Origin of the sequence: Sphingomonas sp. GlSt437 (assembly GCF_048015635.2) — a bacterium.
Taxonomy (GTDB): Bacteria; Pseudomonadota; Alphaproteobacteria; order Sphingomonadales; family Sphingomonadaceae; genus Sphingomonas.
The window spans coordinates 1,578,247-1,602,052 of sequence record NZ_JBPGYA010000001.1; the positions used below are offsets into that span (position 1 = coordinate 1,578,247).

Consider the following 23,806-nt stretch of genomic DNA (forward strand, 5'->3'; position numbering starts at 1 on the left):
CGATGAAGCACGCATCGTCCCATTCCGGCCGCATTGCCCGACTTTCACGGCTTTGCGGCCGGAAAAAGATGCTGTAGCGCAACATTCGGCTGCCGAGGCGCTGGGTCGCGTACAAAATTACGCCACATTGCGAGTCAATGGGGGGCGGATCGATTTCGAGTGGGTCGATTGGAGCGGGTCGAATTCGGGCGGATCGAATCGGGTTCCTTCTGGCCGGCAGTCGCGCTGATAAGGCGAAAAGGACCATGGTTTGCAGCTGATCCTGGCCAATCCACGTGGATTTTGTGCAGGCGTCGTGCGGGCGATCGATATCGTCGAGCGCGCGCTCGATCTCTATGGCGCGCCGGTCTATGTCCGCCACGAGATCGTGCATAACCGCCATGTCGTCGATACGCTGAAGCGTAAAGGCGCGGTGTTTGTCGAGGAATTGCGCGAAGTGCCGGCGGGCGCGCGCACCATTTTCAGCGCGCATGGCGTGTCCCGCGCGGTCGAGGCGGAAGCCGCAGCCCGGCGCCTGCCCGTGCTTGATGCGACCTGCCCGCTTGTTACCAAGGTGCACAATCAGGGGCGTCGCTATGCCGCCATGGGCCGCTCGATTATCCTGATCGGCCATGCCGGCCATGCCGAAGTCGACGGCACGATCGGCCAGATCGACGCCCCCATCCACCTCGTCCAGTCCGAGGCGGACGTGGCGACGCTCGACCTCCCGGCCGATGCCCCTGTCGCTTATATCACCCAGACGACGCTGTCGGTCGATGATACCCGCGGCATCATTGCGGCATTGCACAATCGTTTTGCCGATTTGATTGGGCCGGACGTGTCCGACATCTGCTACGCGACGCAGAATCGCCAGACGGCCGTGCGCGACTTGTGCGGCCGTGTCGATCTGCTGCTCGTCGTCGGCAGCGCCAACAGCTCGAACTCGACCCGGCTGCGCGAGATTGGTGAGGATGCGGGCCTGCCGAGCTATCTGGTCGCCGACGGCAACGCGATCGACCCCGCCTGGCTCGACGGTGTCGAGACGATCGGGCTGACTGCGGGCGCCTCGGCTCCTGACGAATTGATCGACCACGTCATCGCGACGCTACGGCGGTTGGGCCCTCTTGAGGTGACCGAACTCGACGGGATAAAGGAAACGCTGGAATTCAGCCTGCCAGCCGAGCTAAGGAACGCAACTCGCGCCGCCGCACCGCTGGCCGCCGAATAGGATAACGCATCATGGGTCTACCGCTTTCCGTTCTTGGCCGCATTGGCAGCTACACCGTGCGCAAGCAGATTGCCGGCGGCAAATATCCGCTGGTGCTGATGCTCGAGCCGCTGCTGCGCTGCAATCTGGCGTGCCCCGGTTGCGGCAAGATCGACTATCCCGATCCCATTCTGAACCAGCGCCTGAGCGTGCAGCAGTGCATGGACGCGATCGATGAATGCGGCGCCCCGGCGGTTTCGATCGCGGGTGGCGAGCCCTTGCTGCACCGCGACATGCCCAAGATCGTCCAAGGCTACATCGCCAAGAAGAAATTCGTCATCCTGTGCACCAACGCGCTGCTGCTGAAGAAGAAGATCGACGAGTACAAGCCGTCGCCCTTCTTCACTTGGTCGATTCATCTGGATGGCGACCAAGGCATGCACGACCACGCGGTTGACCAGGAAGGTACCTATGACGTCGCGATCGAGGCGATCGAGATGGCCAAGGCGCGTGGCTTCCGCGTCCAGGTCAACTGCACCGTGTTCGATGGTGCCGACCCCGCCCGGCTCGCCGCGTTCTTCGACGAAATGAAGAAGCGCGGCGTCGAGATCACCATCTCGCCCGGCTATTCGTACGAGCGCGCCGCTGACCAGGAGCATTTCCTGACGCGTGAGCGCACCAAGAATTTTTTCCGTGACGTGTTCAAGCGCGGCAATGGCGGCAAGGATTGGACCTTCACCAACTCGCCGCTGTTTCTCGATTTCCTCGCCGGCAACCAGACCTATGAATGCACGCCATGGTCGATGCCGCTGCGCACCGTGTTTGGCTGGCAGAAGCCCTGCTATCTGGTCGGCGAGGGTTATGTCGATACCTTTGCCGAGCTGATGGAAGGCACCGACTGGGATCAGTACGGCGTCGGCAAGTACGAGAAATGCTCGAACTGCATGGTCCATTGCGGTTTTGAAGGCACGGCGGCGGCGGATGCGATCCGCAACCCGCTGAAAATGTGGACGGTCGCACGCAAGGGCGTACGCACCGAAGGCCCGATGGCGCCTGACATCGACTTGTCGCACGCCCGCAAGGCGCAGGACGTGCACTCAAGCCATGTCGAGCGCGAGCTGGAGCGGATCAAGAACGCCGATCCGGATGGGTTCAAGCGGGTGCAGCGCGCTGCTTGAGGATCGCCCTTATCGGGGAGCCTAACGCTCTATCGTCACCCCGGACTTGATCCGGGGTCCAGCTTCTCTTTCTGGCAACGGCTGAGGCAGCGGGGCCCCGGATCAAGTCTGGGGTGACGGCGAGTGGCTAAGGGAGCGTAAGACCACGCAAAGCCTCACCAATTTTGCCGAGCGTTCGAAACGCCACCTCTGCATGGCGCCCGGTGCGGATCAACGCGGGCAGTTGCGCGGGGTTTCGCGCGAGGCTCAGCAACACACGACCCAGCGCCATCGATCCATCGGGGTTCATGCCGACCAGCGCGGCGGGCGGCAGGGCGTCGTGCGCCGTATCGGAAATAACGCGGATCGCCGCGAAGGGCAGCCCGTGCCGCGCGGCGACTCGGGCGGCGACGTGCGATTCCATATCCACGGCCAGCGCGCCGGTTTCGGCGCAAAGCGCGGCCTTTTCGGCGGGCGAGGCCATGATGCGATCGCGACCAATGATCGTACCGCGCAGGGCATTGGGGAGCTGCTCAACCAAGGCCTCCAATCGCGCATCCGGCATTGCACTTCCCCGGCGAAGGCCGGGATCCAGTGGCGGGTTTGTCGGATGCAAATGCTTGTCCTCGACAACGTCGACGGTCGATGCTGGGCGCGGGCCTTCGCCGGGGAAGGCGGAGAGGTGGAGCACGACGTCGCCAACCCGCAGCGTCGGATCGAGCGCGCCGGCGATCCCGCAGGACAAGATCAGCGTTATCGCGGGCGGCCGCGCGATCTGGTCGTTCAGCGTCGCCTCCAGCCGCGCTCCGTCCCCACCGCCAGGAATGGCGACAACCCCCGATCCCGCGAGTAGCTTGGCCTCACGCTGCAATCCGCAGGCAATCAGGATCATCGTTGGTCGGTCCGCATTCGCCAAGCGCGGCGGCACAGTATGCCCAGGCCTACCCCGATCGCCGCGCCGCTGCCCGTCCAGGCAAGGGCCACAGTGTAAGTGACGGCGAAAAGCGCATCATGCTCCCAAATGCGCCACCAGATGGTAGCGGTAAGCGCCGCCAAAGGCGCCGCCGCAGCTAACGCCCAGATTGTCGGGCCATCTACTTTCAGAACGAATCGCCCGAGCAGGGCCAAGCTAAACGCGATGATGGTGAGCGGGAGTGGATGGGCGAGCCAGAGCATATTGGCGCTGCTGCTCACATCCCCCACGCTACCTGCCGTTCGTTCGACCGCTTCAAATTCCGATACCGCGCGACCGCCCACAGCGGAAAGTACTTCGGATAGCCATGGTAGCGCAGGTAAAACACGCGCGGGAAGCCGCCGCCGGTGTAATGCTCCTGGCCCCACAGGCCGTCTTCGGCTTGCGTCTCGACCAGATAGCGCACCCCGCGCTCGACCGCCGGATGATCGACCTTGCCCGCCGCCATCAGGCCGAGCAGCGCCCATCCGGTCTGTGACGCGGTGGAGGGCGCGGGCTCATAGCCTGCATAATCGAGCCGATAGCTGTCGCAATCCTCGCCCCAGCCGCCATCGGGGTTCTGGATCGAGATCAGCCAATCCGCCGCGCGCGCCATGCTCGGGTGGTCGCCCCCCAATCCTGCGGCGTTGAGCGCGCACATCACCGACCAGGTGCCGTAGATGTAATTGACGCCCCAGCGGCCGAACCACGATCCGTCGGCCATCTGCTCCTTCGCCAGGAAATCGAGCGCGGCGGCCATGCGTGGCGTATCCGGCCCGTCGCCCAAGTGCGCGAACATCGACACGCATCGCGCGGTCACGTCGCTGGTCGGCGGATCGAGCAGCGCGCCGTGATCGGCGAAGGGGATATTGTTCAAGTAATCATAGGTATTGTCGGCATCGAATGCGCCGAAGCCGCCGTTTTTGGACTGCAGTCCGGCGGTCCATTCGACGCCGCGGTCGATGGCTTCATCATAACCACCAGCCAGCGCCAGCTTATCCTTCGCGCGCGCCATCGCCATCACCACCACGGCGGTGTCGTCGAGATCGGGGTAATGCGCATTGTTGTATTGGAACGCCCAGCCGCCGGGGCGGACATCGGGCTTCACCTCGGCCCAATCGCCCTTCACGTCGAGCACCTGCAGTGGCTTCAGCCATTCGAGCGCGGCCTTGGCGCGCGCCTCATTCTCTTCGCCGCCCGCCTCCAGCATGGCGTGCGCGGCGAGCGCAGTGTCCCAGACCGGCGAGACGCAAGGCTGGCAATAGGCCTCGTCGTCCTTCACCACGAGCAGCTTTTCGACCGATTGGCGGGCAATCGCACGGTGCGGGTGATCCTCCGGATAGCCCAGGCAATCGAACATCATCACGCTGTTCGCCATCGCCGGGTAGATCGCGCCGAGACCATCCTCGCCGTTCAGCCGCTCGACGACGAAATCGACGCACGCCTGGATCGCCTTGGCGCGGGTGCGCTTGGGCCAGAGCGGTTCGGCGGGCTTCAGCAAGACATCGAGCGCGCCGAAGAAGATCTGCCAGCCACGCTTGGTACCCGCGGCCTGGCTTTTGAGCGGCGCTGCCTTGAGCGTGTAGAGTTCATCGACGTGTACGCCGAGCGGATTGCGCGCCACCGGTTGCTTCACCGCCAGCACGAGCAGCGGTACGATAACGGTGCGCGCCCAATAGCTCATCTTGGAGAGATGCACCGGGAACCAGCGCGGCAGCAGGATCAGTTCGACCGGCATGGTCGGAACCACCGACCACGACCCCGCGCCGAACAAAGCGAGCTGAATGCGAGTAAAGACATTCACCGCCGCCGCGCCGCCCGCCTTGTGGATTGCGGCGCGCGCGCGGGCCATGTGCGGGGCGTCAATATCGTCGCCGATCATCTTCAGCGCATAATAGGCCTTCACGCTGGCCGACGCATCGAAAGCGCCGGCGTGGAACAGCGACCAGCCGTCATGCTCGGCGGACTGGATGCGGCGGAGATAAGCGCCGATCTTCGCCTCGAGCACCGTGTCACGCGGCTCGCCGAGATAATGGCGCAGGAGGATATATTCGGCCGGAATGGTGCAATCGGCCTCGAGCTCGAATACCCAATGCCCGTCCTCGCGCTGGACATCGCGCAGCGCGGCGGCCGCGCGGGTCGCGGCGCGGTCGGCGAGCGTTACGGTGTCGATCGTGGCGGCGGCGGTGGCCATGCAATCCCTCAATGTCGCAAGATAGCGCCCTTACACGACTCGCAGCGCCCGCGCCAAGCCCGCCGCCGTAACACCCGATCGGATCGCGCCTTCGATCGTTGCGGGCAGACCGGTCTGCGTCCAGTCGCCCGCCAGGAACAGGTTGCGCCAGCGCGTCTTTGCGCCGGGGCGGCGCGCATCCTGCTCGGGCGTTGCGGCGAAGGTCGCGCGCTTTTCCTTGACGATCTGCCAGGGGGGCATGGTCTCAGCCACCGGCAGCGTCGCGCGGATATCGGCCCAGATGCGGCGGGCAAGATCGTCGCGGTCCTGATCGATCAGCTCGTCGGCGCCGCTGATCGTGATCGAAATGCGGTCGCCATGGCACACCACCCATTGCGCAGTCGCACCGATCAACGCGGTGATCGGTGGCGCGCCGGCGGGCGGATCGACGGCGTAATGGACGTTGAGGATCGAGCAGAATTCCGTCGGCACCGTGAGGTCAGGCACCAGATCGGCAGCGACCCAGGGCGGCACGGCGAGGACGACGGCCTCACCCCGCGCCACCTCTTCCCAGCCATCGCCATAATCGATGCCGGTCACCTGCTCGCCATCGAAGCGCAGCGCGCGGGCGCGGCAGGTAAAATGCGGCTCGGTGCCGCGCAGGCGGAGCCAGGCAAGCGCGGGGTCGATGAACACCGCATCGAGCGTCGGCATCGCTACCATCGTCCGGCAGGCACGGCCGCCGCGCGCGAAGGATTCGCGCAGGAAGCGACCGGCGAGCCACGCCGATCCACTTGCCGGCGGGCAGTTTAGCACGGCGAGCATCATCGGGTCGACAACCCGGTCCCAAAACAGGCCGCTTGTCGGCATCACATCGCCAATCGTCGCTGGCCCGCGTCGTGAAAGGGCGAGTTTGCCGAGCGCCAGATGCTGGCCGAGCGTTGTCCCCGGCGTGCGGCGGCGGGGATCGAGCACCCACCAGGGCAGCGGCGAAGCATTGACGCGCAACGTCCAGCGCTCGCCGCTCTGGATATCGTGGAAAGCGAAATCGGCGTGGGGTGGCCCTTCTAGCCGATCCGCCGTCCCGATCGTCGCGAGGAAGCGATTGACCGCCTGATTGCCGGAAAAGACGAAATGATTGCCATTGTCGATCAAGCGATCGATCGTCGCGTCGTGATAGCTCCGGCAACGTCCCCCGGCGCGGCGGGCGCTGTCCGACAGCCGCACCTTGGCGCCGCCGCGCGCCAGTTCGATCGCGGCGGAAAGCCCCGCCAGCCCGGCGCCAATGACATGCGCCTTCACTTGAAGACCCAAAGCCTCACCGCCGTCAGGATCAGCGCCGCTTTATTGACCTTGAGGCGCGTGCGCGGCGGCTTCCACCCTTGTGCTTCCATCCGTTTCAGGATCGGCGCGTAAACGGCGGCCATGAGCCGCGGGGCGATCAGATGCCCCTTGGGTCGCCGCTTCAGGATCGCATGCGCCTCGTCGAAATGGGTCTTGGCGCGCGCCGCGAGCTGGCGCGCGGCGATGTCCACGCGCGGATCCTGCGTCACTTGCAGCGGCGTGCCGAGCGTGATGCCGGCATCATCGAGGAACTCGCGCGCCAGATAGACGCGGCCGATCTCGGCATCCTCGTCGATATCGCGCAATATGTTGGTGAATTGCAGCGCGCGGCCGAGATGGTGGGCGAGCGGGATGCCCTCCGCCGGCGTCATCCCGAACACCTTGACTGACAGCCGCCCGACCGCCGAGGCGACGCGATCGCAATAAAGATCGAGCGTCGCGAAATCGGGCCAGCGAATGTCCTGCTCGACATCCATCGCCATGCCGTCGATCACCGCGAGGAAATCGGCCTTGTCGAGGTGGAACTGCTCCACCGCGCGCGCGACGAGGCTTGCCTGGCCGGGGTCGGCGCCAGCGTAAAGTGCTTCGATATCGTGGCGCCACTGGTCGAGTTCGGCTTGGCGGGTTGTGGGATCGCGGCCCTGATCGTCGGCAATGTCGTCGACCAGCCGGCAGAAGCCGTAAATCGCGTACATCGCCTCGCGCTCGGCCTGGGGCAGCACGCGCATGCCGGCATAGAAGCTGGAGCCTGAGACTTTCGCCTGGAGCGCGGCGGGCGTCGTTTCGGGGTTCATCGCGTCAGCATCCGCGCGGCGCCGGCGGTGCCCGCGATCAGCAACGTCTCGAGCTTGCTGTGGTGGACGCGCTCGCTCAGCGGGTCACGCGTCAGCAGCTTGCGGGTAAGGCTCTCGGCGAGGCGCTGGATGACGGCCACTTCCACCGCGAGCCGCTTGTCATGGATGCAGCCAGCAAAGCAGGCCGATTGCGCGAGCAAGCCCTGCGTCTTGCGCGCCAGTTCGACGATCACGCCGCGCAAGGTAGGCGTTGCACGATCGCGGCCCAAATCCTCGACGGTTGCCCCCGCCGCGGCGAGCATGTCGGTCGGGATATAGACGCGGTTGATCGTCCGATAATCCTTGCCGCAATCCTGGAGGTGATTGATCACCTGCAGCGCTGCGCACAGCGCATCATTGGCGGGCCACAGCTCGCGCGATTCGCCATGGACGTCGAGGACGAAGCGGCCGACCGGCATTGCCGAATAACGGCAATAATCGATCAGATCGTCCCAGCTGGCATAGCGCAGGATCGTGCAGTCACGCTCGAACGCGGTCAGCAGATCGAGCCCGTGCTGCGGCGTCAGCCCGCGTTCGGCACAGACCTGGCGGAGCGCTAGCGATTCGGGGTTGGCGTCGGTGGAACCATCGAGGGTTGCCCGCATCGCGCCGAGTAGCGCCAGCTTCTCATCCGCGCTGGCCGCCGCATTATCGGCGACGTCATCCGCCGCCCGCGCGAAGCGGTAGAACGCCATGATCGGCGCGCGGTACTGAGGCTTCAGCACCCATGAGGCGACCGGGAAATTCTCGTCCTCATGCCCTTTGCCCGAGGCGAGCGCGGCCGCATCCGCCGCCATCGCGGTCATGCGCCCAGCTCCGCCTGCGCGCGGCCTTTCCACATGCCGCCCTTGCCCTGCCAATGCGCGCGCGCCGACGCGACCGTACACCAGCCGTAAAAGCTCGCGATCAGCGGCAGCGCCACACCCCAGAGCGGCGAGCGGCGATAGAAACGCAGCATGGGTTGAAACGCGATTGCCATGATGAGCCAGGCCAAAGCTCCCTCGATGCGCGCATAGCCGCTGGCGAACAGCGCAAGCAAGGGCGGCGCGAGATAAGTGATCGCGAGGCCGAGCACCGTGCCCGCCAACAGCAGCGGCGAATAATGGAGCTGCGCATAGGCCGAACGCGAGATCATCGCCGCGACCGACTCCCATGTCTGATATTCTCGGATGGACACCGAGCGATCGGTTAGGGCGAGCCAAACCGACCCCTGTCGCTTCATCAGCTGGCCCAGCGTGCAATCGTCGATGAGCGCGTTCCGGAGCGCGGCGATACCGCCGGCGCGCTCCAGCGCCTCACGCTCGACCAGCATGCAGCCGCCGGCGGCCGCGCCCAGCCTGCTCGTCCGCCGGTTCACGCGCGCAAAGGGGTAGAGCATCTGGAAAAACCAGACGAACGCGGGGATCAATGCGCGTTCCGCGACGCTGTCGCAGCGCAGCCGTGCCATCAGCGTGACGAGCACGCGGTGGTCGCCGACGGCGCGCTGGACCAGGGTGCGCAAGGTATCGGGCGCGTGGGCGATATCGGCGTCGGTCAGCCACAGCCACTGTGGTGCATCGCCGGCGGCCTCGATCCCCTGATGGACCGCCCAGAGCTTGCCCGTCCAGCCGCGCGGTAATGGGGCTCCGCTGAGCACCGTCAGCCGGTCCATCCCCGCCGCTTCGTTGAGCGCGAGCAGGGCGGTGTCATCGCTCGAATTGTCATCGACCAGGATGATATGGAAATCGCTGGGATAATCCTGGTCGAGCAGGCTGCCGATCGAGCGCGCGATCACTTCCGCCTCGTCACGCGCGGGGACGACCGCGATGACCGGCGGCCAGTGCAGCGGTTCCTCGGACAATGGGTTGGTGTCGCGCTCGCCAGTCAGCCAGAAACCGTCGTGGAGCGCGATCAGATAGACCCAGATCGCGAGGGTGAGCGCACCGAGCCAGATCACGGGTGCGCTCCCCCATATTTCCCAGCTTCCCCGGCGAAGGCCGGGGCCCAGCTCCATCGGAAAGGGCGCGCGGTAGCGCGCTCTGCGCTGTCGCGCAGAATGTGCTGCCGACTGGACCCCGGCCTTTGCCGGGGAAGCAAGAAGAGTAGGGCGTCAGCCTTCACTTGATCCGCCCTTCCGCGCGGAACCATTCGATCGCGTCTTGCAGCGCCTCGACATAAGGCCGGGCGCGATATCCCAGCTCGGCTTCCGCCTTGGCGCTAGTGAAATACATGTTGTGCCGCGACATTTTGAGCGAATCGATCGTCAGGAACGGGTCCTTGCCCGTCACCCGCGCGATCTGTTCATTGACCCACGCCAGCGGGAACAGCGGCGCGCGGGGCACGCGGATCGTCGGCGGCTTGCGGCCCATGATCGCGGCGATATCGGCAAGCATCTGGCCGAGCGACACGTCGGTGCCGCCCAGGATGTAGCGCTCGCCGATCCGGCCATTCTCCAGCGCGAGCAGATGCCCTTGGGCGACGTCGTCGACATGCGCAAGGTTGAGGCCGCTGTCGACAAAGGCCGGCATCTTGCCGTTCGCCGCCTCGACGATGATGCGCCCGGTCGGCGTCGGCTTCACGTCGCGCGGGCCGATGGGTGTGGAGGGATTGACGATGACGGCGGGCAGGCCGTCGGCCACCATCGCCTCGACCAGTCGCTCGGCGACGACCTTGCTACGCTTGTACGCGCCGACGGCTTGTTCGGGGGTCGCTGCGCGCGTCTCGTCGGCAGCGCTGCCGTCAAGCGGCTTCAGCGTCGCGACCGAGGAGGTGTAGACGATCCGCTCCACCCCTGCGCTTTTTGCCGCGTTCATCACGGCGAGCGTGCCGGCGCGATTGTTGCGGACGATATCTTCCGGGTCAGGTGCCCAAATCCGATAATCGGCGGCGACATGGAACAGGTAGCGCGCGCCAGCCGCTGCGCGCTCGACCGAGGCCTGGTCGCGAATGTCACCCTCGGCCAGTTCGGCATCCAGGCCGGCCAGATTGGTGCGGTCGCTGGTCGCGCGAACCAGCAGCCGCACCTTCGCCCCCCGCCCGATCAGCGCGCGCGCCACGGCCGAGCCGACAAAGCCCGACGCGCCAGTCACCAGCACCGGTTGGCCTGCAAAGATCCCCGCAGAGGTCATCGCCGCGCCCTAGCCGCTGGCATGGCGCAACGCAAAGCCTGCCCGATTGCCTTTATCGCGCCATGATGCTGGCGCACAAGTCGCTAACGCACCGATCCCGGACGCACCCTTGCGACAAAGAATTTGGCGAGGGCCACAATTCCGGCTAACCGGCGCAGTCAATCCTTTGTCAGGCGATAAGGTTCCGGTTCCATGATGCGTTCGCTCTTCCTCCAGGCTCCCTCGTTCGACGGTTTCGACGGCGGGGCGGGATCGCGCTACCAGGCGCGGCGCGAGATCAAGTCCTTCTGGTATCCGACCTGGCTGGCCCAGCCCGCAGCACTGGTGCCCGATTCGAAGCTGATCGACGCGCCCGCGCACGACCTGACCTTCGACGACATCAAGCACCACGCGACCGAGCGCGACTTGTGCGTGATCCACACCTCGACGCCCGGTTTCAAGCAGGATGTGAAGGTGGCGGGTATGCTCAAGGAGCTGAACCCGAACCTGAAAGTCGGCTTCATCGGCGCGACCGTCGCGGTCGATGCCGATTGGGCGATGAAGAACGCGCCGACGGTGGATTTCGTCGCGCGCAACGAGTTCGACTTCACCATCCTCGACGTCGCCAAAGACATGCCGATGAGCGACATCAAAGGCATCAGCTACCGCAATTCCGAAGGCGTGATCGTCCATAACGAGGACCGCGACGTCCTGACCGACATGGACCAGCTGCCCTTCGTCTCGCCGATCTACAAGCGCGACCTGGTGATGGAGAATTACTTCATCGGGTACCTCAAGCACCCTTATGTCAGCTTTTACACCGGCCGCGGCTGCAAGAGCCGCTGCACTTTCTGCCTGTGGCCGCAGACCGTGGGCGGGCATAATTACCGCACGCGCTCGGTCGGCCATGTCATCGAGGAAGTGAAATATGTGCTGAAGGCGTTCCCGCAGATGCAGGAACTGTTCTTCGACGACGACACGCTGACCGATGATCGCCCGCGCGTGGAGGCGCTCGCCAAGGAGCTCGGCAAGCTCGGCGTCACCTGGTCGTGCAATGCCAAGGCCAATGTGCCCTACGACACGCTCAAAATCCTGCGCGACAACGGCCTGCGGCTGCTGCTCGTCGGCTATGAGAGCGGCAACCAGCAGATCCTGCACAATATCAAAAAGGGCTTGCGCATCGAGACCGCCAAGCAATTCGCCAAGGATTGCCGCGCATTGGGCATCAAGATCCACGGCACCTTCATCATGGGTCTACCGGGCGAGACCAAGGAAACGATCCAGGAAACGATCGCTTATGCCAAGGAAGTGAACCCGCACACCATTCAAGTGTCGCTGGCTGCGCCTTATCCCGGCACCTTCCTCTACAAGCAGGCGATCGAGAATGGCTGGTTCGACGGCACCGACCATCTGGTTGCGGACGGCGGCGGGCAGATCGCGCAGCTGACGTATCCGCATCTGGCCAGCGACGAGATTTTCGAAGCGGTCGCGGAATTCTACAAGAAATTCTACTTCCGCCCCTCCAAGGTCGGCTCGATCGTCGCCGAAATGGCGACCAGCCCGCAAATGATGAAGCGCCGCCTGCGCGAAGGAGTGGAGTTCTTCAACTTCCTCAAGAACCGCAACGTCGAGGCGGCGTAATTGGAGCCCTTCCAAACCCTCTCCCCTTGCGGGAGAGGGTTGCGCAGACTTGGCAGCTTGCTGCCTAGTCGGAGCTGGGTGAGGGGTGGATCCCGCGCTATCGACCGTGTGAGTCCCCCTCACCAAGCTACGCTAAGCGCTTGCAGCGCCAAGCTGCGCTCTCCTCTCCCTCAAGGGGAGAGGAGAGGGCGCGGCGCATAACCGCCATGCTGAAATACCTCGCTCTCCTCCTTACTGCCATTGGCCTCGCGGTCGCGCTGTGGTTCATCGGCCGCACGGGCTTTGCCGAGGTGGCGCAGGGCGTCGCCAGCATCGGCGTCGCGGGGTTTGCGGTGATGATCGGCTTCACTGCCGCCTGCCTCGTCATCCTTGGCGGTGCATGGCTCGCGGTTGCCCCGGGGGTGCCGCGTCAAAAGCTCGCCTCCTTCGCCTGGGCGCGGGCGGCGCGTGAGGGCGCGACAGATGTGCTGCCCTTCTCGCAATTCGGCGGCCTCGTCATCGGCGCGCGGGCGGCGATCAGTGGCGGCATTCGCGATAGCCTTGTCTATGCCTCGCTGATCGCCGACCAGACGACCGAGCTTGCCGCGCAACTCGCCTTCACGCTGTTCGGCGTCGCGATGCTGAGCGTCGCGCTGGCGAGCGGTGGCCATGGCCCGAGCATGCTGCCGATGGTGCTCGGGGGCACGGCGGTGCTCGCGGCGATCATGGCGGGCTTCGCTTTTGCGCAGCGGCCAGTGCTCAAGATGGCGCAGGGGCTCGCCGGTCGGCTGCTGCCTGGGAGCATCGCGACGATGGCGGCGCTGCGCGATGAGCTCGACGCGATTTATGCCCGCCCGGCGCGCGTCATCATCGCTTTCCTGCTTCACCTCATCGCTTGGGTGCTGTCGGCCTTTGGCGCTTGGGTGGCGCTCGCGATCATGGGGCACCGCCTGCCCGTCACGAGTGTGCTGACGATCGAATCGCTCATCTTCACCCTGCGCACTGTCGCCTTTGCCATCCCCGGCGGCGTCGGCGTGCAGGAAGCCGCTTATGCGCTGCTCGGGCCGCTCTTTGGCCTGTCGCCGGCGGCAGGCCTTGCGCTCAGCCTTGTCAAGCGCGCGCGCGATATCGCGGTGGGGGTGCCGGTGGTGGTAGCGTGGCAGGTCAGCGAGGCGCGGGGGCTGGGGCGGCCGGCATAACGTTACGCTGGCGCTTGCACGCGGCCCGGCGACGCTAGATGGTGGCGCCATAGCCGGAGATAATCCTTGAGTCGCTTGCTCTTGCTGGCCGCGCTGGCGCTCATCGCTAACGCCTGCACGTCCTCCGTGGCAGAGCCTCCTGCATCGGATGGGCCGGTCAACACAGTCGGTGTCTGGCAGCCCGCTCCCGGGCTGCGCCAGCTGCCGATCTGGCCCGGCGCCGCGCCTGACGGCACGCTGATGTCGCAGCCGCCGGAAACCGTGCGAACCTATAAGGAGCCGCCCGAATATGGCGGCAAGTCTGAAGCGGTCCTCGACATCGCCGTGCCGACGATGACGATCATCCCGCCCAAGGGGCGCGGCAATGGCACGGCGGTGATCGTCTTTCCCGGCGGTGGTTTTCAGATGGTGTTCATCACGCTCGAGGGCACCGAAATCTGCGATTGGCTGACGACCAGGGGCATCACCTGCATCGTCTCCAAATACCGCGCACCCGGCGGCAACGATTATTATGACGACCGGCTGAAGCGCCGGATTACGCCAAAAATTCCGCGCGCGCTGCAGGATGCGCAGCGCACCATCCGGCTGGTGCGCGCCAAGGCAGGTGAGCTTGGCATCGATCCGCATCGCATCGGTGTGATGGGCTTTTCCGCCGGGGGTTATCTTGTCGCGCAGACCAGCAACATCCTGAAACCGACGTATAAGCCGGTCGACGCTATCGACCGGATCAGCAGCCGACCCGACTTCGCCGTTGCGCTCTATCCCGGCCATATCTGCCGCGACAAGGGCGCGTTCGACCCAACGCTGACGGTCGTGAAAGAAGCCCCACCGACGTTCATCGCGCAGGCATGGGATGATGCGACCGACCCGGTGTGCAACAGCCTGTCATACGCGCAGGCACTCGACCGCGTGGGGGTGTCGACTGAGCTGCATTTGTTCGCGCATGGCGGCCATGCCTTTGCGCTGCGCCGCAAGGCCGAGCCGGTCGGGCAATGGCCGATGCTGGTCGAGCAATGGTTGAAGCAGATTGGGATGCTTTAGGGCACGCCAGGCGCCTACCCCCGCACTTTCTCATGGTGGCGAATCACTTCGTCGATGATGAAGCGCAGGAATTTCTCGCTGAAATCGGGGTCGAGGTCGGCATCCCGCGCCAGCGTGCGCAGGCGGGCAATTTGTTCGTCCTCGCGCGCCGGGTCGGCAGGCGGCAGGCCGTGCTCGGCCTTGTAGCGGCCAACCGCCTGGGTGATTTTGAAGCGTTCGGCAAGCATGAACACCAAGGCAGCATCGATATTGTCGATGCTCTGGCGATAGCTGCCCAGCACATTATCCTGCATCGCTCATCGCCCCTTGCCGACCGGGCTTGCTCGCCCTGCCGTTCTTTTGAGTATGCTCGGCGTCCCGCGCAACCCCGTTCGGACGCGCGCGCTCTTGCCTTTGGCCGCCCGAACCGCCACATCGCGCGCGTCATGACCGCGACCGTCCATCGTCTCGACAATCGTCCGCCGCCGTCGCTTGACGCGATGGTGGCGCTGGTCGCGCCGGGGATGAATCAGGTCAATGCGGTGATTCTCGACCGCATGCAGTCGCAGATCCCGCTGATCCCCGAGCTTGCCGGGCATCTGATTGCCGGCGGCGGCAAGCGGATGCGGCCGATGCTGACGCTCGCGAGCGCGGCATTGCTCGGCTATACCGGCACGCGCCAGCATGGCCTGGCGGCGGCGGTCGAGTTCATCCACACCGCGACGCTGCTCCACGACGATGTCGTCGACGGATCGGATTTGAGGCGCGGGCGGCGCACTGCCAACACCATCTGGGGCAATCCCGCGACGGTGCTGGTCGGCGATTTCCTGTTCAGCCGCGCCTTCGAGCTGATGGTCGAGGATGGCAGCCTGAAAGTGCTCCGTATTCTGAGCCATGCCAGCGCCGTCATCGCCGAGGGCGAAGTCAACCAGCTGACCGCGCAACGCCGCATCGAGACGACCGAAGAGCGCTATCTCGACATTATCGGCGCCAAGACCGCTGCGCTGTTTGCCGCCGCGTGCCGCATCGCCGCGGTGGTGGCGGAACGGCCCGATGGCGAGGAGCAAGCGCTCGACGCCTATGGCCGCAATCTCGGCATTGCGTTTCAGCTGGTCGATGACGCGATCGATTATGTCTCGGACGCCGGCACGATGGGCAAGGACGCCGGCGACGACTTCCGTGACGGCAAGGTGACGCTGCCGGTCATCCTGGCACAGGCGCGCGGGGGAGAGACCGACAAGGCGTTCTGGAAGGAAGCGATGGAAGGGCGGCGATCGAGCGATGACGACCTCGCCCATGCCGTGCACCTGATTCGCGAGACGCGCGCGATCGACGACACGCTGGCGCGTGCGCGCCATTACGGCCAGCGCGCGATCGACGCGCTGGGTGGCTTCGGCAACAGCCAGGCGAAAGCGGCGATGGTCGAGGCGGTGCAGTTCGCGATCGCGCGGGCGTATTGAGCGCTCTGTTTTTGCCAGCTTCTCCCCGGGTTTGGCCCGGGGCCTCGCTATCTAACCGAAGCGAAGACGAAGCGGGACCCCGGCTCAAGGCCGGGTGACGGGTACGATTGGCTACGCGCAGCCGCCTTGCAGCGCGCAATCGGGTGTCGTTTCGATCTGGATCGTCGCGTGGCCGATCTGGAAGCGGTCGTGCAGCATTGCCTGGGTCGTCGCCAGAAACGCGTCGCCCGGGTGGCCCGCCGGCATCAGCAGATGCGTCGTCAGTACGGCGTCGGTCGTGCTCATCGGCCAGACATGAAGGTCGTGCACGGCCTCCACGCCCTCCAGCCCCTTCAGCGCCGCGATGATCGCATCATATTCCAACCGCCGCGGCACCGCGAACAGCGACATCTCGATCGCCTCGCGCAACAATCCCCAGGTCTGCCAAAAGATCAGCGCGACGATCGCGAGGCTGACGATCGGGTCGATCCAGGCGAGGCCTGTCCGCCAGATGATGACGCCCGCGACCAGCACACCCGCCGACACTGCCGCGTCACCCGCCATGTGGAGATAAGCGCCGCGAATGTTGATATCGCCGTCGCGGCCGCGCGCGAACAGCAGCGCGGTCGAGAGGTTGATGACGATGCCTGCCGCCGCCACGATCGCCACCACCTGCCCCGGCACCGCCGCCGGCGCGCCGATCCGCTGGATCGCCTCCAGTGCGATCGCGCCAAGCGCGAACAGCAGGATCAGCGCGTTGAGCAGCGCGGCGAGGATGGTCGAGCCCGACAGTCCATAAGTGAAGCGCTTGGACGGTGCCGCGCGCGACAGCGCCATGCCGCCCCAGGCAATCGCGAGGCCCAGCACGTCCGACAGATTATGCCCCGCATCCGCCAGCAGCGCCACCGATTGCGCCCACAGCCCTACCCCTGCCTCAACCAGCACGAAGCCCAGATTGAGCGTGATGCCGATCGCGAAGGCGCGGCCGAACGAGGCGGGCGCGTGGACATGGTGATGGCCGATGCCATGGCTATGCCCGTGGCTGTGCCCATGGTCATGCGTGCCATGGTCATGCCCGTGATGATGGCCATGGTGAGCAGCGTGATCGTGCGGCGGCAAGCGAAACTCCAGTTGTGCGACTCAAGGGCCTCAGCGCGCTTATCACCTTGCCCTTGGGTGATACTAGGACGTGGTGATCCGCGCCAACAGGGCTTGCCTGGCGCCGGCCATCGCCCCTAGCGACAGGTGATGACACCGACCGAGCTGCCGATCAACGCCGTGCTGCCCGATCTGCTTGCCGCCCTGCGCGCCGGGTCGAGCGCGGTGCTCGTCGCGCCGCCGGGGGCGGGCAAGACGACGGCGGTCGCGCCGGCGCTGATCGCTGAGCCCTGGTGCACCGGCGAAGTGTTGCTGCTCAGCCCGCGCCGCCTTGCCGCACGGGCAGCGGCCGAGCGGATGGCGGCATTGGCCGGGGAGCCGGTCGGTCGCACCTTCGGCTACGCGACCCGCATGGACACGCGCCGCTCCGCCGCGACGCGCGTGACCGTCATGACGGACGGCATTTTCGTCAATCGCTTGCAAGCCGATCCCGAGCTCGCCGGCGTCTCGGCAGTGCTGTTCGACGAAGTGCATGAGCGCGGGCTGGAGAGCGATTTCGGGCTGGCATTAGCGGTCGACGCGCAAGGCGGCTTGCGGTCGGACTTGCGGCTGGTGGCGATGTCGGCCACGCTCGATGGCGCGCGCTTTGCCAAGCTGCTCGGTAGCGCGCCGGTGATCGAGAGCGCCGGGCGGGCTTGGCCGCTCGAGCTGCGCCATCTCGATCGTAGCGCCGATGCCCGGATCGAGGACGCTGTCGCCGGCGCCATCCGCCAGGCGCTGCGCGAGACAAGTGGGGGCGTGCTCGCCTTTCTGCCCGGCGTGGCCGAAATCGAGCGCACGGCGGAGCGGCTGACGGGGCTGAGCGATGCCATCGTCCTCCATCGCCTGCACGGCAGCCTCGACCCCGCCGAGCAGCGCGCCGCGATCGCCCCTGATCCACAAGGGTGGCGCAAGATCGTGCTCGCCACCTCGATCGCCGAGACGAGCCTGACGCTCGACGGGATCAGCGTGGTGGTCGATTCGGGGCTGGCACGGCGCCCGCGCTATGATCGCGCGGCGGGGATGACCCGCCTGGTGACCGAGCGTGCCAGCCAAGCCGCCGTTACGCAGCGCGCCGGCCGCGCGGCGCGACAGGGCCCGGGCGTCGCTTATCGCTTGTGGCCCGAAGCGGCGACCGCCGGGCTGCCGCGCTTCGACCCGACCGAAATCCTCGAAGCCGATCTCTCCGGCCTCACGCTCGATTGCGCGCGCTGGGGCGTCACCGATCCGCGCCGCCTTGCCTGGCTCGATCCGCCGCCTGAGGCCGCGGTGGCGGAGGCACGCGGCCGACTCCTTGCTCTAGGCGCGATCGATGCCGATGGTCGCGTGACCGCGCATGGCGAGGCGATTGCGCGGTTGCCACTGCCGCCGCGCCTCGCGCACATGCTGGTCGAAGCGGCCAAGCGCGGCTTCGTCGGGGTCGCGGCGGAAGTCGCGGTGCTGCTGCAGGAGCGCGGGCTCGGCGGCAATGACCCCGATCTCGAAACGCGGCTCCGGCGCTGGCGGCAGGAGCGGGGGAGCAAGGCGGAAGCCGCGCGTGGCTTGGCGAGGCGCTGGCTGGCGTTGCTTGGAGAACCAGCGCCGAGCAGCCGGTCGCCTGGGGCAGATGCGGCGGCGAAGCTCCCGAACTGCATCGCCCTCGCTTTCCCCGATCGTGTTGCCCGGCGACGCGACCCCACAGGCGAGACTTGGGCGTCGGTCGGTGGGCGGGGGTTCCGGCTCGATCCGACTTCGTCGCTGGCGCGCGCCGAATGGCTGGCGGTCGCGGAGACGCAGGGCATGGCGGCGGGCGCGCGCATCCTGTCCGCCGCGCCGATCGAGGTGGCCGAGGTGGACGCGCTCTTTGCCGACCGCATCGAAACGCGCCGCCATGTCAGCTTTGATCGAACCACGGGCAGCGTGAAAGCTGAACGCGAGCGGCGGCTGGGCGCGATCCGCTTGTCGGGCGGGCCGGATGCGGAAGCGAGCGCGACCGAGATCGCCGAAGCATTGGTGGACGGCGTCCGTAGCCATGGCCTCGACCTGGTGCCCTGGGGCGAGGCGGCAACCGCGCTGCGTGCTCGCGCGGCGTTCGTCGCGGCGCATGGCGGACCGGAGGTCGCGCTCGACGACCCCGCGCTGCTCGCGCGACTCGACGAGTGGCTGCCGCCGCTCGTCACCGGCAAGCGTCGGCTCGACCAGATCGACGCCGCCGCGCTTGCCGAGGCGCTGCGCGGGCTGATCGGCTGGGAGGGGATGCGCGCGCTCGACCGGCTGGCCCCCGCGCGGCTCGAGACGCCGGCCGGCAGCAGTCACGCGATCGATTACACAGCTGAAGGAGGCCCAACGGTGGAACTGCGCCCGCAAGCCTTGTTCGGCATGACGCGCCACCCGATGGTCGCCGATGGCCGCGTGCCGCTGGTGCTGAGCCTAACCTCCCCGGCGGGGCGGCCCATCCAGACGACGCGCGATCTGCCTGGCTTCTGGGCGGGCAGTTGGGCAGCGGTCGCCAAGGAAATGCGCGGCCGCTACCCGCGCCACCCGTGGCCCGACGATCCCGCCAACGCATCCGCGACGCTCCGCACCAAAAATGCGGATGCGCGCGCCAAAGGCTTGCGATAAAGAGCACGCCCATGACCAGCGCGCGCATCTACCAACGCCCAAAGAACGCCATGCAGTCGGGCCGGGCCCGCACCAACCAATGGGTGCTCGAGTTCGAGCCTGCCGAGGCCAAGCGCCCTGATCCGCTCACCGGCTGGGCGGGCAGCGGCGATACGCGCGAGCAGGTGCGGCTGAGCTTCCCCACCGCCGAGGCCGCGCTCGCTTATGCGGCGCGGGAAGGCATTGACGCGCATGTCATCCCCGCGCCGACCAAGACGTTGAAGCTCCAGGCCTACGCCGACAATTTCCGCTAGGTCGCGCTCAAGGCTTGGTCCGCTGCAGCGCTGCCACAATTGAGCGGCGCATCGTCGCCAGATCCTCCGCGCTTTCCGCGCCCAAAATGCCGCGCGCCGCGGGCGGCAGATGCGCGGCGGGATCGCCCCCCGCCGCAAAAACATAATGATCGAACATCGCGCGCCATGATCGGCGCTGGTCGGGCGGCAGATGGCGCAGCGCCGCCATGCCGTGCATCATCGCGTCCCAAGGCGATCCCAGATCAGGCCGCGCTGGGTTCCACCAGTAATTGACGAGCAGGTTGATGGGCGAAAGCGCTTCGACATGGTGGTACCAGCCATAGGGGATGTAGATCGCATCGCCCGGCGCCAAATCTGCCTGGCGCGCCTCGGCAAGCGCGTCCGCAAAGCGCGGGTAGCGATCGAGGTCGGGCGCGGTCACATGCGCCATGCTGACCGCCGTACCTGCCGGCGTGATATGGAATGGCCCCATATAGAGGTTGCTCACCTGCTCGGGCGCGAACAGCGTGAAACGGCGGTGCCCGGCGGCGACGCATGCGACATTTTCGACCTGATCATGATGCGTCGCGACCACGGCGGCCGTGCCGAGCCACAAACGCGGCTCGACGGCGACGGCGCGAAGCGGCAGCGGGTTGGTCTCGCTGAAGCCGGGCAGAAGCCCTGCCGGAATCGCCTGGATTGCCAGCGTGTCCGGCGCGCTCGCGTCCGTCTGGCGGCCGACCTTGGCAAAGAAGCGCGCGATCGTCGTGGGTTCGCGCGCGAAATTGGGGCCAGTGAGCGCGGCATCATAATGGAGCCGACCCTGCTCGGCAGCTGTAGCGCGCACCATCGGCACTGGCTGATCAGTCGCCATCGCGGACAGATAGGGCCCGAGTGCCCCCGCCAGACCCGATGCCACCACCGGCCAATCCGCGACCAGCCCGCGCAGCACGGCCGGCTCCGCCGCCGCCCGGATCGCCGCGAACGCCGCGTCGTCCACCGCTTCATATTCGGCCAGCTTTTGCATGGGGTTGGAGGTCCTGCGTTGCTCCAGCCAAGTCAAGGCGCAATTCTGCGACGCTGCTAAGCGCCGGCGAGGAACCCCGCACCGAGCAAGGCGAGCAGCTTGACGTCGATCGCGACACCTGCGGCGCGCGTGACGGCGATAAAGTCAGTGACATCGGTCAGCACCACGCGATGGACGGTGATGTCCTCATCACCCGCGCCGCCGCCCTCGCTCACCCGCGTCAGGCCGGTGGCGCGGACCAAGGTGAAGCTCTCCGACACCATGCCCGGCGACGAGAAGAACTCGCCCAGGCTTTCGATCCGGCTCGCACGGTAGCCGGTTTCCTCTTCCAGCTCGCGCGCGGCGGCGGTTTCGGCCGCTTCGTCGGCGTCGCCTTCGTCACCGATCAGCCCGGCGGGAAGCTCGAGACAGCGGCGGCCAAGCGGCACGCGATATTGCTCGACCAAAAGGACATGGCCGTCCTCCACCGCCAGTATCACGGCCGCGCGAATGCCGCGCGCCCGGCTGACAAACTCCCAGCGCCCGCGCCGCTGCGCCGTGATGAAGCGGCCTTGCCACATCACTTCCAGCGGCGCGTCCTGGTCGGGCACGCTCATTGACCGGGTCCGCTCACAATTCGATCACGCGATCGGGGAGCTCGTTGCTGTCATCAGTCGTTTTCGGCAGATGTCGGGCAAGCACGACGCCGATCGCCGCCACCGCCGCTGCCATCCCCTCGCCCGGCTTGCCGGCGCGGACATGCTCGAGCAGCGTCGCCATTGCCTTGCCCCATTCCTCGTCAGCGACTTGAGCGTGGATCGCTTCGTCGGCGACGATTTCAGCGCGGCGCTCGTCGAGCGAGAGGTAAAGCAGCACGCCCACCCGGCCTTTGGTCCGCGCCTCGGTGCCGAGGTGGAACACTTCGAGCGCGCGCCGGCGGACGCGCCGCACCCGCGTGGCATGGGGTGTCAGTGCGAGCCGCAACGGCCGATATTCCAGCGCATACCGAACCGCGAGAAACGCGACGATCATCGCGATCAACAAGGCAAAGATCAGCCGCGCGAGCGACGGCGCGGTGCCCCAGTTGTCGCCAGTGGGATAAGCGAGCGTTTCGAGCAGCACCGGAAACGCCGCTGCCACTGCGGCAACGGCGAGCATCGCCAGCACGGCCCAGTGGAGCGCGGCATCGGCATAGCTGTCTGACCGGCGGGCGACGACGGTCACGATTTCGCCATCGGTGGTCTTCTCGGCGTCGGTGACCGCCATCGTCACCAGATCGCGCTCCGCGTCGGTCAGGCCCAGGATGCGTGCCATCACCAGCTCCCCGACGCGCCGCCGCCGCCGAACGACCCGCCGCCGCCGGAAAAGCCGCCACCACCGCCGCCGCCCCAATCCGAGCCGCCGCCGCTCCCCCAGCCCGAGCCGCCACCACCGCCCCATAGGATAACCGGAGGAATGCCGCCGCCGCCATAATAGCGCCGGCCGCCGGCACGGCGGAAGATCATCGGCAGAACGACGAACAGCAGGATCATAATGACGAGCACGACGATCGCACCCGCCGGATTGTCGCCATGGTGGCGCCGCGCCTTGCCCGCTGCGAGCGCTTTCTGCTCGGCGGCTTCGGGCGGGGCCTTCAGCTGATCGGCAATCGCCTGCGCGCCGGCAATGATGCCGCCGGGCATGTCGCCTGCCTTGAAGCGCGGCACGATCGCCTCGCTGATGATCTGGTTCGACAAGGCGTCGGTCATGATCGGCTCAAGACCATAGCCGACCTCGATCCGCACCTTATGCTCCTTGGGCGCGACGATCAGGATGATGCCGTTGTTCGCGCCCTTTTGGCCGATGCCCCAGGCGCGGCCGAGCTTGTAGCCATAATCCTCGATCTCATTGCCCTGCAGATCGGGAATCGTCGCCACGACAAGCTGGCGGGATGACGCCTGCTCCACCTCGGACGACAGCGCGGCGAGCTGCGCGACCTGCGCATCGTTCAGCACATGCGCAGCATCGACCACCCGGCCGGAGAGCGGCGGGAAGGTCTGCGCGTGAAGGGTGCTGGCGAACAGCACCGCCCACAGCAAGGCAAGCAGCCGGATCAGAAGCTGTTTCCGAAGCTGACGGTCGGGGCGTTCTCGGCGCCCGGAGTCGTCGCAGCATAGGGGGTATAGGGCTTGGCGCCGTAAAAGATCTTGGCGCCGATCGCGTCGGGGAAGGTGCGGATGCGGGTGTTATACTCCTGCACCGCGGTGTTGTAATCCCGGATGGCGATGGTCACGCGGTTCTCGGTGCCTTCGAGCTGGCTCATCAGGGTTTTGAAATTTTCCTGGCTCTTCACGTCGGGGTAGCGTTCTGAAACGGCGAGCAACCGGCTGAGCGAACCGTTGAGCTGGCCCTGTGCCTGGGCGAATTGCTGCACCTTGGCGGCATCAGTCAGGTCGCCGGCGTTCACGGTGACCTGCGTTGCCTTGGCGCGCGCGTTCATCACGTCGGTCAGCACCTTGTCTTCGCCCTGGACCGAGCCTTTGACCGTTGCGACGAGATTGGGGATCAGATCGGCGCGGCGCTGATAATCGGCCTGCACATCGGCCCAGCGCGCTTTCACATTCTCCTCGGCGGTCGGCACGCTGTTGAGGCCGCAGCCGGACAAGGCAGCAGCACCGGCAAGCGCGAGCGGCAAACGAAGCTTCATCGATTTCCCTCCAACCAAGATCGTTCCGGCCCGATGGCCCTTGACCCTTTTAGCCCGGAGAGGAACACTCGCCAAAGCCAATTCGGCAAGGGGTT

At 66.4% G+C, this 23,806-nt stretch carries 22 protein-coding genes; 8 read left to right on the forward strand and 14 right to left on the reverse strand.

Annotation, left to right across the window (positions count from 1 at the left end; translation table 11 throughout):
• Window positions 1–250 precede the first annotated feature (250 nt).
• Together ispH and hpnH are read left to right on the forward strand one after the other, a co-directional pair.
• Window positions 251–1,207 carry a 4-hydroxy-3-methylbut-2-enyl diphosphate reductase gene (ispH, locus tag ACLB0R_RS07790; RefSeq protein ID WP_416642699.1) on the forward strand — a complete coding sequence of 319 codons (957 nt, stop codon included), beginning with the start codon at window positions 251–253 and terminating at the stop codon, window positions 1,205–1,207.
• Window positions 1,208–1,218: 11 nt separating this feature from the next.
• The gene (gene hpnH / locus ACLB0R_RS07795; RefSeq protein WP_416642700.1) at window positions 1,219–2,364 is read left to right on the forward strand and encodes an adenosyl-hopene transferase HpnH; all 1,146 of its coding nucleotides are present in this window, start codon (window positions 1,219–1,221) and stop codon (window positions 2,362–2,364) included.
• A gap of 127 nt (window positions 2,365–2,491) precedes the next feature.
• On the opposite strand, the gene ACLB0R_RS07800 is transcribed toward hpnH, so the two are convergent.
• The 7 genes from ACLB0R_RS07800 to hpnA all read right to left on the reverse strand — a co-directional run bounded on the left by ACLB0R_RS07800 (window position 2,492) and on the right by hpnA (window position 10,752).
• Window positions 2,492–3,235: a phosphorylase family protein gene (locus ACLB0R_RS07800; RefSeq protein WP_416642701.1), complete on the reverse strand. Its 744-nt coding sequence runs from the start codon at window positions 3,233–3,235 to the stop codon at window positions 2,492–2,494.
• 298 nt (window positions 3,236–3,533) lie between these two features.
• Window positions 3,534–5,489: a squalene--hopene cyclase gene (gene shc / locus ACLB0R_RS07805; RefSeq protein WP_416642702.1), complete on the reverse strand. Its 1,956-nt coding sequence runs from the start codon at window positions 5,487–5,489 to the stop codon at window positions 3,534–3,536.
• Window positions 5,490–5,519: 30 nt separating this feature from the next.
• Window positions 5,520–6,770, reverse strand: coding sequence for a hydroxysqualene dehydroxylase HpnE (gene hpnE / locus ACLB0R_RS07810; protein ID WP_416642703.1), 1,251 nt, complete (start codon window positions 6,768–6,770; stop codon window positions 5,520–5,522).
• The gene (hpnD, locus tag ACLB0R_RS07815) at window positions 6,767–7,606 is read right to left on the reverse strand and encodes a presqualene diphosphate synthase HpnD (protein ID WP_416642704.1); all 840 of its coding nucleotides are present in this window, start codon (window positions 7,604–7,606) and stop codon (window positions 6,767–6,769) included. The genes hpnE and hpnD overlap by 4 nt, the downstream gene beginning before the upstream one ends.
• Window positions 7,603–8,451, reverse strand: coding sequence for a squalene synthase HpnC (gene hpnC, locus ACLB0R_RS07820; protein ID WP_416642705.1), 849 nt, complete (start codon window positions 8,449–8,451; stop codon window positions 7,603–7,605). The genes hpnD and hpnC overlap by 4 nt, the downstream gene beginning before the upstream one ends.
• A complete protein-coding gene (locus tag ACLB0R_RS07825; RefSeq protein WP_416642706.1) occupies window positions 8,448–9,581 on the reverse strand; it encodes a glycosyltransferase in 1,134 nt (377 codons plus the stop codon). The genes hpnC and ACLB0R_RS07825 overlap by 4 nt, the downstream gene beginning before the upstream one ends.
• Window positions 9,582–9,741: 160 nt before the next feature.
• Window positions 9,742–10,752, reverse strand: a complete 1,011-nt coding sequence (gene hpnA, locus ACLB0R_RS07830) for a hopanoid-associated sugar epimerase (RefSeq protein WP_416642707.1) — start codon at window positions 10,750–10,752, stop codon at window positions 9,742–9,744.
• 192 nt (window positions 10,753–10,944) lie between these two features.
• Between hpnA and hpnJ the strand changes: the two genes are divergently transcribed.
• From hpnJ to ACLB0R_RS07845, 3 genes are all read left to right on the forward strand, one after another.
• A complete protein-coding gene (gene hpnJ / locus ACLB0R_RS07835; RefSeq protein WP_416642708.1) occupies window positions 10,945–12,372 on the forward strand; it encodes a hopanoid biosynthesis associated radical SAM protein HpnJ in 1,428 nt (475 codons plus the stop codon).
• Window positions 12,373–12,578: 206 nt separating this feature from the next.
• Complete coding sequence (locus ACLB0R_RS07840; RefSeq protein WP_416642709.1) at window positions 12,579–13,550, forward strand: lysylphosphatidylglycerol synthase domain-containing protein; 972 nt, start codon at window positions 12,579–12,581, stop codon at window positions 13,548–13,550.
• A 66-nt stretch (window positions 13,551–13,616) separates the two neighbouring features.
• Window positions 13,617–14,591: an alpha/beta hydrolase gene (locus ACLB0R_RS07845; protein ID WP_416642710.1), complete on the forward strand. Its 975-nt coding sequence runs from the start codon at window positions 13,617–13,619 to the stop codon at window positions 14,589–14,591.
• A gap of 14 nt (window positions 14,592–14,605) precedes the next feature.
• On the opposite strand, the gene ACLB0R_RS07850 is transcribed toward ACLB0R_RS07845, so the two are convergent.
• Window positions 14,606–14,884 carry a chorismate mutase gene (locus ACLB0R_RS07850; protein WP_416642711.1) on the reverse strand — a complete coding sequence of 93 codons (279 nt, stop codon included), beginning with the start codon at window positions 14,882–14,884 and terminating at the stop codon, window positions 14,606–14,608.
• 132 nt (window positions 14,885–15,016) lie between these two features.
• Here ACLB0R_RS07850 and ACLB0R_RS07855 point away from each other — a divergent pair, with 132 nt between their 5' ends.
• A complete protein-coding gene (locus ACLB0R_RS07855; protein WP_416642712.1) occupies window positions 15,017–16,030 on the forward strand; it encodes a polyprenyl synthetase family protein in 1,014 nt (337 codons plus the stop codon).
• Between the two features lie 111 nt (window positions 16,031–16,141).
• Here the strand turns inward: ACLB0R_RS07855 and ACLB0R_RS07860 are convergent, their stop codons facing one another.
• Window positions 16,142–17,128, reverse strand: a complete 987-nt coding sequence (locus ACLB0R_RS07860) for a cation diffusion facilitator family transporter (protein ID WP_416642713.1) — start codon at window positions 17,126–17,128, stop codon at window positions 16,142–16,144.
• 129 nt (window positions 17,129–17,257) lie between these two features.
• Here ACLB0R_RS07860 and hrpB point away from each other — a divergent pair, with 129 nt between their 5' ends.
• Together hrpB and ACLB0R_RS07870 are read left to right on the forward strand one after the other, a co-directional pair.
• A complete protein-coding gene (gene hrpB / locus ACLB0R_RS07865) occupies window positions 17,258–19,747 on the forward strand; it encodes an ATP-dependent helicase HrpB (RefSeq protein WP_416642714.1) in 2,490 nt (829 codons plus the stop codon).
• A gap of 11 nt (window positions 19,748–19,758) precedes the next feature.
• Window positions 19,759–20,040, forward strand: coding sequence for an NADH dehydrogenase ubiquinone Fe-S protein 4 (locus ACLB0R_RS07870; protein ID WP_416642715.1), 282 nt, complete (start codon window positions 19,759–19,761; stop codon window positions 20,038–20,040).
• 7 nt (window positions 20,041–20,047) lie between these two features.
• Here ACLB0R_RS07870 and ACLB0R_RS07875 read toward each other — a convergent pair whose 3' ends face one another.
• From ACLB0R_RS07875 to ACLB0R_RS07895, 5 genes are read right to left on the reverse strand one after another with little or no spacing between them, the layout of a single operon-like run.
• Entirely contained in the window at window positions 20,048–21,046 is a 999-nt protein-coding gene (locus ACLB0R_RS07875) for a cupin-like domain-containing protein (protein ID WP_416642716.1), read from the reverse strand.
• A 56-nt stretch (window positions 21,047–21,102) separates the two neighbouring features.
• Complete coding sequence (locus ACLB0R_RS07880; RefSeq protein WP_416642717.1) at window positions 21,103–21,642, reverse strand: NUDIX hydrolase; 540 nt, start codon at window positions 21,640–21,642, stop codon at window positions 21,103–21,105.
• A 13-nt stretch (window positions 21,643–21,655) separates the two neighbouring features.
• Window positions 21,656–22,339 carry a TPM domain-containing protein gene (locus ACLB0R_RS07885; RefSeq protein WP_416642718.1) on the reverse strand — a complete coding sequence of 228 codons (684 nt, stop codon included), beginning with the start codon at window positions 22,337–22,339 and terminating at the stop codon, window positions 21,656–21,658.
• The gene (locus ACLB0R_RS07890; protein WP_434953813.1) at window positions 22,339–23,091 is read right to left on the reverse strand and encodes a TPM domain-containing protein; all 753 of its coding nucleotides are present in this window, start codon (window positions 23,089–23,091) and stop codon (window positions 22,339–22,341) included. Before ACLB0R_RS07890 ends, ACLB0R_RS07885 begins: the two co-directional genes overlap by 1 nt.
• Window positions 23,092–23,117: 26 nt before the next feature.
• Window positions 23,118–23,711 (reverse strand): LemA family protein, encoded by a 594-nt coding sequence (locus ACLB0R_RS07895; protein ID WP_416642720.1) that lies wholly within the window; start codon window positions 23,709–23,711, stop codon window positions 23,118–23,120.
• Between the last annotated feature and the right edge of the window lie 95 nt (window positions 23,712–23,806).

What these genes read in the sequence shown, in the direction of transcription:
- hpnH (WP_416642700.1), top strand. Translation starts at nt 1,219, where the DNA reads ATGGGTCTACCGCTTTCCGTTCTTGGCCGCATTGGCAGCTACACCGTG.
- ACLB0R_RS07800 (WP_416642701.1), bottom strand. Translation starts at nt 3,235, where the DNA reads ATGATCCTGATTGCCTGCGGATTGCAGCGTGAGGCCAAGCTACTCGCG.
- shc (WP_416642702.1), bottom strand. Translation starts at nt 5,489, where the DNA reads ATGGCCACCGCCGCCGCCACGATCGACACCGTAACGCTCGCCGACCGC.
- hpnD (WP_416642704.1), bottom strand. Translation starts at nt 7,606, where the DNA reads ATGAACCCCGAAACGACGCCCGCCGCGCTCCAGGCGAAAGTCTCAGGC.
- hpnC (WP_416642705.1), bottom strand. Translation starts at nt 8,451, where the DNA reads ATGACCGCGATGGCGGCGGATGCGGCCGCGCTCGCCTCGGGCAAAGGG.
- hpnA (WP_416642707.1), bottom strand. Translation starts at nt 10,752, where the DNA reads ATGACCTCTGCGGGGATCTTTGCAGGCCAACCGGTGCTGGTGACTGGC.
- hpnJ (WP_416642708.1), top strand. Translation starts at nt 10,945, where the DNA reads ATGATGCGTTCGCTCTTCCTCCAGGCTCCCTCGTTCGACGGTTTCGAC.
- ACLB0R_RS07840 (WP_416642709.1), top strand. Translation starts at nt 12,579, where the DNA reads ATGCTGAAATACCTCGCTCTCCTCCTTACTGCCATTGGCCTCGCGGTC.
- ACLB0R_RS07850 (WP_416642711.1), bottom strand. Translation starts at nt 14,884, where the DNA reads ATGCAGGATAATGTGCTGGGCAGCTATCGCCAGAGCATCGACAATATC.
- ACLB0R_RS07855 (WP_416642712.1), top strand. Translation starts at nt 15,017, where the DNA reads ATGACCGCGACCGTCCATCGTCTCGACAATCGTCCGCCGCCGTCGCTT.
- hrpB (WP_416642714.1), top strand. Translation starts at nt 17,258, where the DNA reads ATGACACCGACCGAGCTGCCGATCAACGCCGTGCTGCCCGATCTGCTT.
- ACLB0R_RS07870 (WP_416642715.1), top strand. Translation starts at nt 19,759, where the DNA reads ATGACCAGCGCGCGCATCTACCAACGCCCAAAGAACGCCATGCAGTCG.
- ACLB0R_RS07875 (WP_416642716.1), bottom strand. Translation starts at nt 21,046, where the DNA reads ATGCAAAAGCTGGCCGAATATGAAGCGGTGGACGACGCGGCGTTCGCG.
- ACLB0R_RS07880 (WP_416642717.1), bottom strand. Translation starts at nt 21,642, where the DNA reads ATGAGCGTGCCCGACCAGGACGCGCCGCTGGAAGTGATGTGGCAAGGC.
- ACLB0R_RS07885 (WP_416642718.1), bottom strand. Translation starts at nt 22,339, where the DNA reads ATGGCACGCATCCTGGGCCTGACCGACGCGGAGCGCGATCTGGTGACG.
- ACLB0R_RS07895 (WP_416642720.1), bottom strand. Translation starts at nt 23,711, where the DNA reads ATGAAGCTTCGTTTGCCGCTCGCGCTTGCCGGTGCTGCTGCCTTGTCC.